The organism is Variovorax sp. 54 (genome assembly GCF_002754375.1).
Classification (GTDB): domain Bacteria; phylum Pseudomonadota; class Gammaproteobacteria; order Burkholderiales; family Burkholderiaceae_C; genus Variovorax.
Genome location: NZ_PEFF01000001.1, coordinates 3,977,691 through 3,990,195, shown reverse-complemented (window position 1 = coordinate 3,990,195; position 12,505 = coordinate 3,977,691). Strand labels below are relative to the sequence as shown.

At 58.1% G+C, this 12,505-nt stretch carries 11 protein-coding genes; all 11 read right to left on the bottom strand.

All coding sequences use genetic code 11. The features are described 5' to 3' along the window. Positions 1–61: 61 nt before the first annotated feature. A complete protein-coding gene (locus CLU95_RS18410) occupies positions 62–1,132 on the bottom strand; it encodes a glycosyltransferase (RefSeq protein ID WP_099794939.1) in 1,071 nt (356 codons plus the stop codon). Next, complete coding sequence (locus CLU95_RS18405; protein ID WP_099794938.1) at positions 1,129–2,295, bottom strand: glycosyltransferase family 2 protein; 1,167 nt, start codon at positions 2,293–2,295, stop codon at positions 1,129–1,131. The genes CLU95_RS18410 and CLU95_RS18405 overlap by 4 nt, the downstream gene beginning before the upstream one ends. Beyond that, positions 2,292–3,392, bottom strand: coding sequence for a DegT/DnrJ/EryC1/StrS family aminotransferase (locus CLU95_RS18400; RefSeq protein WP_099794937.1), 1,101 nt, complete (start codon positions 3,390–3,392; stop codon positions 2,292–2,294). The genes CLU95_RS18405 and CLU95_RS18400 overlap by 4 nt, the downstream gene beginning before the upstream one ends. 35 nt (positions 3,393–3,427) lie before the next feature. After that, positions 3,428–4,075, bottom strand: a complete 648-nt coding sequence (locus tag CLU95_RS18395; protein ID WP_099794936.1) for a NeuD/PglB/VioB family sugar acetyltransferase — start codon at positions 4,073–4,075, stop codon at positions 3,428–3,430. Positions 4,076–4,235: 160 nt separating this feature from the next. Further along, the gene (locus CLU95_RS18390; RefSeq protein ID WP_099794935.1) at positions 4,236–4,688 is read right to left on the bottom strand and encodes a GtrA family protein; all 453 of its coding nucleotides are present in this window, start codon (positions 4,686–4,688) and stop codon (positions 4,236–4,238) included. Further along, positions 4,654–5,616, bottom strand: coding sequence for an NAD-dependent epimerase/dehydratase family protein (locus tag CLU95_RS18385; RefSeq protein WP_099794934.1), 963 nt, complete (start codon positions 5,614–5,616; stop codon positions 4,654–4,656). The genes CLU95_RS18390 and CLU95_RS18385 overlap by 35 nt, the downstream gene beginning before the upstream one ends. Next, the gene (locus tag CLU95_RS18380; RefSeq protein WP_099794933.1) at positions 5,613–6,584 is read right to left on the bottom strand and encodes a glycosyltransferase; all 972 of its coding nucleotides are present in this window, start codon (positions 6,582–6,584) and stop codon (positions 5,613–5,615) included. Before CLU95_RS18380 ends, CLU95_RS18385 begins: the two co-directional genes overlap by 4 nt. 81 nt (positions 6,585–6,665) lie before the next feature. After that, positions 6,666–8,207, bottom strand: a complete 1,542-nt coding sequence (locus CLU95_RS18375) for a glucosyltransferase domain-containing protein (RefSeq protein ID WP_099794932.1) — start codon at positions 8,205–8,207, stop codon at positions 6,666–6,668. Positions 8,208–8,334: 127 nt separating this feature from the next. Then, positions 8,335–10,569, bottom strand: coding sequence for a glycosyltransferase family 2 protein (locus tag CLU95_RS18370; RefSeq protein WP_099794931.1), 2,235 nt, complete (start codon positions 10,567–10,569; stop codon positions 8,335–8,337). A gap of 224 nt (positions 10,570–10,793) precedes the next feature. Next, positions 10,794–11,792, bottom strand: coding sequence for a UDP-glucose 4-epimerase GalE (galE, locus tag CLU95_RS18365; RefSeq protein ID WP_099794930.1), 999 nt, complete (start codon positions 11,790–11,792; stop codon positions 10,794–10,796). After that, positions 11,789–12,343 carry a dTDP-4-dehydrorhamnose 3,5-epimerase gene (gene rfbC / locus CLU95_RS18360; protein WP_099794929.1) on the bottom strand — a complete coding sequence of 185 codons (555 nt, stop codon included), beginning with the start codon at positions 12,341–12,343 and terminating at the stop codon, positions 11,789–11,791. Before rfbC ends, galE begins: the two co-directional genes overlap by 4 nt. Positions 12,344–12,505: the final 162 nt, after the last annotated feature.

Genomic DNA, 12,505 nt, shown 5'->3' with positions numbered 1-12,505 from the left:
CCCGTGCGCTTGCTGCTACGCGCGTCACAGCGAAGCTCGCGATACCGGTCGTGAGTCTCTTTCAAACGAGGGCCACTTTCGCAAAGGCGGCTGCATACGCCTCGATCATCTTGTCGCGGCTGAAATGCTCCAGCGCATGGGCGCGCGCTGCGGTCTTCAGCGCTTGGAGTGCCTGCGGTTGCTCCTGCAACCTGGACAGCAACCCATGAATGCGCTCGGTTTCAGTCGGATGCATCAGAAAGCCGTTGACCCCGTCGGCCACCAGTTCAGGGATTCCGCCCACCGGCGCTGCGATCACGGGAATACCACACGCATTCGCCTCCATGACCAGAACGGGTCTGCCATCGAACTTCGACGGCAGGATGAGTACGTCCAATTGGTGCAACGCATCTCGGGCGTGCTCCACAAAGCCGTGATATCTCAGTCTTTCTGTGATCCCACTGGCTGCAACGCGCTCCTTGACCATGGCCGCATCGGGGCCCGTGCCGAACATTTCGAACTCGAGCCCGGGGTTCAGGCTCGCCAGTCGCCGTGCCAACTCGACGAATCCGACGGGATTCTTCTCGTCTGACATCCGGCCCACATATCCGACCTTGAGTCCCGAGCCGCTGTGCGTCGTGGCAGGAGAAAACTCGTCCAGAGCGACACCGCTGCGAACGACGACAACAGGAGGATCAGGCCTGAGGGATGAACGTCTGATGAAACCGCCCATGAAATCACTCTCGACGATCACCGCATCGAAACATCCTTCATAGAGGAAGTGATTCAACGTATGGCCGATTTCGTTGTAAAGAACGTCGGCGATCCGCAGCGCAGGCAACCGCTCTTTCCAATAGGGAAGCAGGTGATACAGCTGTGTAGCGCCTACCTGCAGCACGAGATCGATCTTGCGATCGACAAGCTGTTTCTGAACCAGATCGAACCGGGTCACCGCGCTCATGTCGGACAGATCGAGAAGGTGCCCGGTCGAGGCGAAATCTTCCAGCGCATCGGGCTCGTAGTCCGCCGAGGCATCGCCGCAATAGGCAACCGTGATTTCGACTCCGCGCGCTCGGAGCGCACGGAAGATCGCAATCGAGAGAGCCCCCTTCACCAGGAAAGGGAGCAGCGCCAGGATACGGGGCGAGTTCATTTGGTCAGGGTACGGATAAGACGCGACCAAGCACGCCGGGGAAGAGAGAGTGAACCGCGTGAGGCCAGAGCGTCGTTGAGCGCTTGGTGCTCGGCTTGAAGCGTGCGGTAGGCGCGCTCCCAGTTCTCGCACTCCCCTTTGAAGTAGTCCCTCGCCTCGATATAGGCCCGGATGTCACTGTGAAGTTTGTCGACATCCTGATAGGCATCGGCGCTCGGCCCCACGAATGCAAAGGAGCGTCGACCGACTTCAGCGAGTTCGGGATGGTCGCTGTAGTTTCCCAGCATCGCCAGGAAATGCTGGAAATCGGAGGCCGCAGTCGATTGCATCATCACGCCCATCAGCCTGTGCGCCTGCAATGGAGGCAACTGGCTCAGCGATGGATGGCGGCATGTCCATGCAACCATTCGAGTGATGGAAAGAAGCAGCGAACGGGCCTCGGCAAGGGGCACCAGATTGCGTTGCATCGCGTAGCTGACCTCGAGCAGCGTGCCGACCGGATCACCATGGGTCACGCCGCGCGAGTGCGCACGAATGAAAGTCAGGCGCTGCGGAATGATGGCGAACTTGCACCCGTGCTGCAGCGCGCGCGTCCACAGTTCGTAGTCGGGCGCACGGACCATCAGCGGGTCATCCAACCCGATTCGCTTGTGCGCGGAAGCGCGCACCATGGTGGAGGACCGACACAGATGGTTGGCACCGATCCAGGTGTCGACCAGATTCAGGTCGCGCGGCTGGTTGTATCCCGCCTCCATCGCATCGGCCGACGGATGTCGATTGTCATTCTCGTCATAGATCTCGACATAGGTGCCAATGACATCGAGTTGTGGATTCCGAGCAGCCGCCTCCAACTGGATTTCAGCCTTTCGCGGATCGACCCAATCGTCCGCATCCAGGTTGACCAACCACTCGCCGCGCGCTTCTTGAACCGCCCGGTTGTAGCTCGCCGCACCGCCCAGGTTCTTCTCATTGACGAACAGTCTGATGCGCGGGTCATCAATGGCCGACACGACGGCCACCGAGTTGTCGATGGATCTGTCGTCCACGACCACGATCTCGAAGTCCTGCACCGTCTGGTCCAGGATGCTGCGCAATGTCTTGCCTATGTAGCGCTCGTAGTTGTACGAAAGAACGATGTACGAAAGAAGCGGGCTCGTGCTCATTGGAGGCAACCGGTGACGCGGTCCAGGTCACCCGGCGACAGGTCGGCATGGAAAGGCAAGCCGATGACACGAGGCGCGAGGGCATCGGTGACCGACAAATCGGACATCGGCACATCCTTGAACGCCGGATGCTTGTGGCAACCCAGGCCCCACCAGCGGCGCCACTCGACCTTGGCATCGTCGAGTCGACCCAGGGTCGCGGCAACATCCGCAGCCGGAACAATCACGTTCAGTGTCATGGTGACCCAATCGATTCCGACGCCGCGCTGGAGCTGCACCGCTTTTCCTTCCAGTCGACTCGCATACGCGGCCGTCAATTCACGCATCTCCTCGAGGCGCATCGGCAGCCCGTCCAGCCCGGCAAGACCCACCGCTGCCGAGTATTCGGAAATGCGATAGTTGCCCGCGCGCAGTGACGACAGGCGCTCCTGACCGACGAATCCGAAGCCCGTCATGGCCGTTGCGCGGTCCATCAGCGTCCGGTCGGCACAGAAGATGGCACCGCCTTCACCGATGCCCAGCGTCTTGGTGGCATGCAGGCTCACGCACACGGGTTGCTGACCGATACCGGAGAGCGAGGTCAATGCCGCCGCCGCATCGAACACGACGGGAATCCCATGCCGCGCCTCAAAGTCGGCCCAAGCGGCGAAGTCCGGTGGTGCGCCGAAGGCACTGACGACCAGCACCGCCGCGACCGGACCAGGCACCGAGTTCAGCGCTGCGGTCGCGATTTCGGGCGTGAGCGCCAGGGAGTCCGGGTCTGTTTCAAGCAGGTACGGCGTCAGCCCGGCATTGCACACCGCGTGCGCGCTGGCGATGAAGGTGAATGCCGGCATCAGGCAATGACCGCCTTGGTCACAGCGCAACCTGAGCGCAAGCTCAATTGCGGTGGTTCCATTGGAGGTCAGCGTCGTGTGACTTCCTCCGACCAGGTCGCCGAGACGGCGCGCGAACTCTCCATTGAGCGGCCCGTAGTTGCTGTATGTGCGGGAGCTGTCGATGCGCTCCAGGTAAGGGAGGAGTTCAGCCGACGTCGGCAGTTTCGGTCGCAGAACCTTGATCGTCGCCGGGGAAGCGTCGTGTTCTTGATTGGGCATGGCTTGAGGCATCTGAGCAGTGGGGCGATAAAAGACTAGGTCGAAGAGAGAACCGCAGGGTCAGGGTCACCCCTGTGCCGAATGGGGCGCGCCGGAACGCCAACGACGGTCGATCCGGGCTCGACGTCCCGTATCACCACCGCGCCGGCCCCCACCGTCGACCAGGCACCGATCACGACGCCTGGCGCGACTGAGACGCCCACGCCCAGATTCGCGCCCTCTTGAATCGTGACACGCCCGGCAAGAGCGCACGAAGGCCCGAGATTGACGAAGTCCTCGAGCACACAGTCATGGGCGATCGTGCAACCGGGATTGATCAGCCCGTGGGACCCGATCGAAACATCCGTCGTGATGCTGCACAGGCCGATGACCATGGTTCCTTCGCCGATTGAAACGCAGGAGCCGATCACTGCGGCCGGATGCCGCACCGTGACGAACTCAGTGCCGGTACCCAGCGACAGCGCAGCACGTTGACGCGCCCTGCCATCCCCGACCGCCAGGACGAAGCGCGCGGCAGGGTCCGACAAAGCCTCCAGACGCTCGGCTCGCACTTGCAGACCCTGGATATCCGCCGTCGAGAAGCCCGGATCAACCATGAAGCCGGACACGCACTCCCCGCATGCTTGCAGGGCGGACAGCACTTCGCGTCCCAGTCCGCCGGCCCCATAGATAAAAAGAGTCATGTGCAACGGTGTGGTAAGTCAGAAGAAAGGTGTCCCGCGCCGAAGCAAGTCGGGCGAGTATACGGTTGACATTTCATAACTGTGACACCCGCAGCCACCAGCAGCACACCGATGAAAAACAATTCCGATTGACCTGCGTCCCAGCAGCAACCGCTCCGGGTCACGAACGGGTCGGGCGAAACACGATATACCTGCTCGCCAGATAGGCTGTCACTGTGTACGCAGGCATGCCCATTGCCTGCCCAAGATAGCTATTCAACCCAAGGTGTTCTATTGCAACAATGACTGTCAAAAGGTTTGCGCCGTAAGCAACTGCAGTAGCAAGAATAAATTTCACTACCGCAGTCAGTTGCCGCCCCTGGTACGCAAACGTCCATCGGCTGTTGAGATTGAAACTTATGCACAACCCAACGCCATAGCCTATGAGATTCGCGACGACATCCCCCGCATGAAAGAAATACTTCGCAGCAAATATTATCGACAACCCACTCAGGGTATTTATGACACCCACAACGAGAAATCGAATGAATTGAGAGGAGAAAATTTCATCTCTCTTCATTTTCAATAAGTTCACGAGATCAGTCCGAATTTGATTGGCGGCGAGGATTTGCATGCACACACCGCTCGGCACCGAGCAATTGCGCAATTCCCACCGTGAGACTGCGAATTTTTCGCATGCGTGCCCCGATCGGAACAATGGAACGAAACTGAACACGCCGCGAAAATAGCATTGATGACTCACTGACTCCAGTCGTGATTTTCGGCGATTTTTTCGCGACCCTTTTGAATATGGAAATTATTTCAGCGATCGTCACCGGGCGCTCCGAGGCAATAATTTTCACGGATAAACCGCGGCTTGAATTCAATTCATCAAGCACTGAAATTATTTCCGTTGCCGCATCATCGACCGAGATATAGTCACGAATGGTGTCGATCGGAACATAAATTTTTACCGGCTTGTTTCGAACGATGCTGCGTGCGACATGCGTCAACAGCCCCTGCGGTTTCCCCGTTGCCTGGCCCACACCATAGAGCGTGGATATGCGGGCAAGGAGTACCGTCATCGCTGGATTCGCAGCACAAAACGATCGCAGCAAATCTTCTTGACTCAGCTTCTCCCGGCCGTATGCGCTGTTAGGCGCTGGCAAGGATTGCTCTGTGATCACTTCGTCCGAGCAAGCCGCGTAGATCGCTCCCGCAGAGCTAGAGAAAACGAGTTTGCCGGGCATGGCGACAAGCCGGGTGTCCGATTGGATCAATTCCAGCAGCCAAGCCAAGGCACGGGTCTCCGGCCCAAGTGCTTCTTCGGAGCTTGCCATGGTCCCCACGCCTGCGGCCCAATAGATTTCCCAGTGGTTCGCTTGACTCGCATGGGCGGAAAATTCACGGACGGCCGATTCGATCTGCGACCGCAGACTCGATTCATTGGTCCATTGAAATTTTTCCGAGGGCACAAATGACCTCACACCGCGAAGTGAGAGCGCCCGACACAAAGCCGATCCCAGCAGACCTCGCGCACCCAAGACCCAAGCCAGTGTCATGAACGGTTCGACCGGGTCGGCTTGGAACTGACCACGTAGAGCGGCTTGCCCATTGCGATCCCCATCGTCACCGCTAGATATTCCGCAATGACTCCGAGTGCTGTGAGGATGACTCCTGAGAAAAAAGCCATCACGACCGCCAGCGATGCCCAACCCTCCACGGGAACTTGTCCCGTGTATTTTTCATACAGGGCATAGAGCGCAAATCCAATAGCAAAAAGTATTGAAAATGCCCCAACGATCGTGATCAGTCGGAGCGGTCGGGTTCCGGTCGTCAGGACCAGGCTCCAGAAATGTTTGACGAGTGAAAGAAACGAATAGCCCGATGGTCGGCCGAACTCTTCTCTAAGTTCGAGTGGGCAATGCCCAATTCGGCCAGTTATCCAGAAAAGCCCGACATCAAGGTATACACCGTTTCCGCAATACGCCGACAAGGTACGCGCTATTTCTCCGTCGATCAACCTGAAACTGTTGAAGCGGCCAATGGATGCGTTGCCCAAAAGCCGCATGCTTATGATTTTGGCGGCTTTGCTGAAAAAATTTCTGACAAGCCCATGCGGAGCCGGATTTGTAGGTTGGGCGTAAACAAGCTGCAAACCTTCTCGCAGCGCTTGATCCATCAGGACCTGGATGCTTTCCGGGTCCTGTTGCCCATCCTCATCCATGGTGACCACCCAATCACCGGTGGCACTCGCCATGCCAGCCATCGTCGCGGCGTGTTGCCCGTAATTACGAGACAGCCATACCGGGTGAACGAAAGAATATTTCTTTGAGAGCGCGCCAATCACGACGTCTGAACGGTCCGGACCGCAATCGTGAACGAGCAATATTTCGCACACAAAAAAATCGACGCCCCCGCCCGTTTTTTGAGGCGAGGTAAATTTTTCAATTTCGGCGACAAGTGCGGCAAGCGTCTGTTCTCCCGCATAAACAGGAATTACGACGGATACTCTTTGAGCGTCATTCATTGCAATGCATCACATTTTCAAATTATCGGCCGAACTACTTCAATCCATAGCCCCAGAAAGGCAAATGGAAATTCAAAAAAATCAATCACCCAAACAGATCATCGCCAAGTTTCCAACCACAGAAATTGAGGCTTCGCTCGGCCATGTCGTTGCAGTTTTGCAGAAACCTTCGCCGAGAGTCACCTGCTCACCAACTGCCAATTTGAATTTATATCCAGAAGTCTCCAAGAATAACGGTAGTTTTGAATAAGACGGATAGAGCGCGGATACATTCATATCGCCTTGAATGGTATTCAACCCCGCTGGGTAGCCTCCTCTTCCGCCGCTAAAAAAGACATATTCTATTTTTTGAAAATCAGGATTTTTCTCCAGGCGCGCAATGATTCGATTGACTCTCATCTTGTCCCACGAATTCAGGCGCTGCTGATCGGCGAAAACTTGATTGCTCTTGAAAATAAATGCCGAGATCAAGACGGCCGGAAGCACCATGAAGGCGGCTGTGGGTATTTTCGCCAGCCGTTGGCGCAATATCGGATACGCGAGCAAGAAGATCAACCCGGTGATCAGTGACGTCTGCGACAGCACTCTTGGCACTGGCCACCAGTCCTTGAAAGGGAGGACAACGCCCACTGTCGCCAATACGAGCAACGGGCCTGCAAGTAAAAACACCATCGTTTTTGTTCGAAATCCCTCGTCCCTTGGGCTTCGAAAAATCTCAACGCATACCGCAACGCTACTAATGACAAGCATCATGGCAATGATGACTTTCACCCAATGGGCCCCCATTGGCTCTCCAAGCCAATATACCTTTGCAATCAGGTCGAAAATCTGAGAAATTCTCTCGGGCACTTCATGCGACCTGATAAATGCCGCACGACTCGTCAAACTGATGAGGCCGAATTTTTTGGCAGCGGTCACGATCGCCAGGAAAATCACAATCGAAACAAAGCAAACAAGCAATAGATTCAAGGCTCGACTGCGATGATCCGTGATGATTTGGTTATTCGATGTCGATGCGCTTTTAAAAACCTCACCAAACAAGAATGAAAAAATCAATGCGACTGAAAAATAATTCAAAAATCCCTGATAAATAAAAAGCATGCCTACCGTCGCGACGAGAGAGATCAGAAGGTTTCTTTTTTTCTTCTCTGCCTCTTGCGACAATGCTTCAAGCGCAATGATCGTAAGCAATGCTCCGACGCAATAGCCCGGAAGTACCATGCGGAAGGTAAGTATTTCGGCAAAGTACGGGTGCGCCACCATCAGCGAGCCAGCAACGATGGCACCCGGCTTATCAGCCGCCCCAACAAATCTCAACACCGCCAAAATCAACCCGGCTTGCAACAGCAGTGACAGAAGTCCCAAAGAAATATAGATATCGGCTATGTTTACGCCCAAGGCGTGTATAGCCGCATCGATTGCGGCCAGAAAAAAGCGTCCTTGTGCCAAAAAGACGTCAAACTCACTCGTTGAAAATCCTTGCCCAAATGAGTAATCATCCACGGCAAAGCCTCGGTCGAGCACGCCGCCTCTTGCGACCAATGCAACGCCGAAGAATATGAGCAACAGCTTCAGATGCCTTGATTCAAGCAAGTCGTCGATTTTATTTTTTTCTGTTTTCATCAAACGAATGATTTGACAAAGTGCAAATCAGTTCCTTCCATAAATTTTGATTCGAGGCATCGGCAATCTTGATTCGGTCGATTCAGTGTGGCGTATCCATTGCCTGGATCAACGAGCCGAATTTTCATCATTTGCGGCGAACGAAGCGATAGGCCTGCCAAGTCCAGCGGGCAGCCAACACGCCACCCCGAATGATCCAAGGCGCGTTGCGCTCGAGCCAACGCGAAGCCTTGAGGCTCGCGAAAACAATCTGCTCGTCGTACTGCCCTCCGGATCCGAAGAGCCCGCTGATGAGTTCTTCCGCCGTGGGCTCCATCCTGGGAGGTGCGACCACGGAGTCGTCGACAGCCTCCGACTGGTTGCCGGCGACCGCTGAGCCAAGGCCCACCAAAAGCTGCCTGGATTTCTGCCTGAGCGATGCAGGGGCACTTGTTCGCAGCAGGTCGCTGTATTCGATGCGCCTGCGGGCAAGATCGCGCGGCGTGTGCACCATCGAATTGCGCCGTTTCCTGTAGAAGAAGAAAACGTCTGTGGTCACGATGGACCGCAGGCCCGCATCGCACATCCTCATGAAGAGCGACCAGTCCTCGTAGCAACTCAAGCTCTCCAGATAGGGAAACCGTTCCATCGCCGAGCGCCTGAAGAGCGCAGTTGCGGTGGAAAACCTGTTCTCGAGCAATCCGGCGACAACGGCTTCACCGGAAAACATGGCGTAGTCACGGCAGGGAGTGACCACCGCTCCGACCACAGGCGGCACGTCTCCATCGATGAAATAACCCGCCGGCGTCACGACGATATCGAACTCCGCGTTGTTCTCCAGCGCGGCCACGCCGACCTCGAGAAAACGCGGATGGATCAGGTCGTCGGCGTCGAGTGTCAGTACGTACGGTCCGGTCGCATGACGAACGCCGACATTGCGCGCGCCCGCCAGACCGACATTCGCAGCCAGTCGGATCACCTTGATGCGGGGGTCCGCGCTGCGTGCGAGTTCGTCGATCGCGAGCACGCTCTGTGCGTCCGTCGACGCATCGTCCACCACGAGGATTTCGATGTTCCCGTAGCTCTGCCCGATCAGGTTCTCGAGTGTCGCGGGCAAATAGCCCCCGAGGTTGTAGTGAGGCACCACGACCGAGACCAGGGGGGGGTGTTCACCCAATGCCCGCCACGCCCGCTTTCGCTTCGCAGCGTTGAGCCATGGCCACGGACTTTCCGGATGGCGCACCGGCACCAGTTTCTCATTGCGGGCGAAGTTGCGTTCCAGCACCTCGACCAGTCCCGTGGGCGTTCCGTCGAACGTCAGGCAGTTGATCCCGTCAAGCCAAGGCGTGCCTTCGCCGAAGGCGGGATTCGCCTTGTTCAGGATCACGCGCCCCCCCTGAAGTGACACGTTCAGCGCAGCCGTGGCCGCAGCCTCGAAGGTGCCGGGGAACACGACCGTCGCATGTGCGGCAAGCGCGTCGAACACCTGCTGCTCCGCGTGCGCCAGAAAAACGGCACGTTCGACAAGCGTCGGCGGAACCAGCCGTTCGATCTGCGCACGATAGGCCTCGTCGGTGCTGCGCGCATCCAGCGTCATCGCGCCGGTGTACTGCGGGCAATTGCGCATCAGGCCGACGACGCCGCGCACAAAGAGATCGGGGCGCCCCGACCGCTGGAATTCGGAGGCGAAGACCACGGCTTGGCCATATGACGCGGGCACCGTGTCTGTGACCAGCGACATCCCATCGAACGGCACATGGCAGAGCACCCGAGGCTCCCATTCCTGCGCCGGAAAATCGAAGATGTCGCGCACGGCCTCGCTCACCGCGAGGCTGGACGCAATGACGTAGTCGCAATCGCGCAGGCATTTGCGCTCGAGGTCGCTCAAGTTGAGATCTGCGATCGCGAGCGGTCTCGCTTCAGCGTGCAGGAGGGCGGTGTGCGATCCGTGAAGACGAACGGCGACGATGGCATCGGGCAGAAAGTCCTGGAGCCGGCGTTCCTGCAAGGTACAGAATGCCAGCCCCCCGAGATCCGGAAACTCCAGGTAATCGATGGGTCCGCTCTTGCTCAATTCGGCCAGGGCCCTGAAGACGCAAGCCGAGCGCCAGTGCCACAGCGTGTTCGAGTACGCCGAGGCCGGAGGGTGGTGGCGCGAATCGGTGAAGCGAGCCTGAGGCGCCCGGGTGTCGACCTCGACCAGTTCCACATGAGGGAACGCGGCCCTGAACGCCACGGCGTCAACGGCGGCATCGACCATCACCATGGTCGTGCGCATGCGGTCTGCTTCGTCGAGCGCGCGCAGCATGTTGCGCATCACCCGGCCAACGGCCCCGGGCGTGTACGGAGCCAGCTCCGTGGAAACGAACACGAGACGGCTCATTCAGCTTCCCTGAAAGCGCCGGCGACGCCGGAGTGCGACAGCGGCATTTCGCCGGCAATACCGTGACCAACTCGCACGCCGCCGGGAGATACACCCGGACTGGCGCACACCGTCGCGCCAGTCGACAACATTGAATCAGACACTGCGTCTCCCCCGTCCCGTTTCGGGATTTTTTTCATCGTCTTACATCGACTGATTCGCCCGCAAGCGATCGCCTGTTCTCTTCAGCTGCCGTTCGCAGCCTGCCACCGCCATGCATCGCGGCACATCTCATCGACATCGCGCTTGGCGACCCAGCCCAGCAATTCGCGCGCAAGACGCACATCGGCAAAGCTGATGCCGATGTCCGCATCCCGCCGCGGCACGATTTCATAAGGGACACGCTGGCCACTGACCCGTTCGAACGTCTGGATGACTTCCAGCACCGAGGTTCCGTGCCCCGTTCCGAGATTGACCACGATGCGAGCCTGATTCTTCGTAAGGAAATCGAGCGCAGCCACGTGGCCCTCTGCAAGATCCATGACATGGACGAAATCGCGCACGCCGGTTCCGTCAGGACTCGGGTAATCGTCACCGAATATCTGCAACGACGGGCGGATTCCCGCTGCCACCTGGCACACCAGCGGCATCAAGTTGCTGGGCGTACCCAAAGGGCTTTCGCCGATCAGCGCACTGGGGTGTGCCCCCGTCGGGTTGAAGTACCGGAGCGTCGCAATGCGCCATTGCGGATCGGAGCGGCCCAGCTCATTCAGCAAGTCTTCCACAACCAGCTTGGTGCGCCCGTAGGGATTGCTCACCGCACATGGTGCATCCTCGGCAACGGGCATCGGCTGCTCGGGCCCGTAGACCGTTGCGGATGACGAGAAGACCAAGGTCTTGCATCCCGCACGCGCCATTGCTCCCATGAGCGCAATGGACCCGTGCACGTTGTGGTCAAAGTAGTCGATCGGCTGGCTGATCGATTCGGTCACCGCCTTCAGCCCCGCGAAATGCAGGACCGCGGACACCGGATGCCCTGCAAAGACTTTGTCCAATGCCGCTGGGTCACGGACATCGCCCGCATGCCAAATCACCGGCCGCCCGATGATTTGCTCCATGCGCGCCAGGACTGCAGGGGTGCTGTTGGAAAAATTGTCGAACACCACGAATTCATGCCCGACACGCGCCAGCTCGATGCATGTGTGGGACCCGATGTATCCGGCCCCGCCAGTGACCAGAATCAACGCCCGTCTCCGGCAAGGCTGGCGGCAAGCGACGGCGCGGCGGCGTCTTTCGCCGACAGGACCGGGGCGGCACCGAACAGTGGCCACTCGATGCCGATGGCCGGATCGTTCCACGCAATGCTTCGCTCGTGGGCAGGCGCATAGTATTCAGTGGTCTTGTAGAGAAAGTCTGCGCTTTCGCTCAACACCAGGAAGCCATGTGCCAGGCCGGGAGGAATCCAGAGCTGCCGGTTGTTGTCCTCGCTCAATTCGATACCGACCCATTGTCCAAAAGTCGCAGACGTGGGACGGATGTCGACCGCGACGTCGAACACGGCGCCGCGCGCCACGCGGACCAGCTTGCCCTGTGGCTGCTCGACCTGGAAATGCAGCCCCCGCAACACACCCTTCGACGAGCGGGAATGATTGTCCTGCTTGAACGTCAACTCCGAACCCGTCGATCGCCGGAACACTTCCTCGTTGTAGCTCTCGAGAAAGAAGCCTCGGGCATCACCGAAGACTTTGGGCTCCAGGACAACGACGTCCGGAATGCTGGTAGGAGATATCTTCATACTTCATCGTTAGAGAAACGCTCGCCGTCAAACCCGGCGCCACGATGAGGACATTGTTATCCAAAATCCCGACTGGATTGCCCGGCGTCACCCCCCGTTGCCTGCGTATCGATGCAAGGAGATCGGGAAAACAACGGTGCAGGCTTCGGCGACCACCCGCAG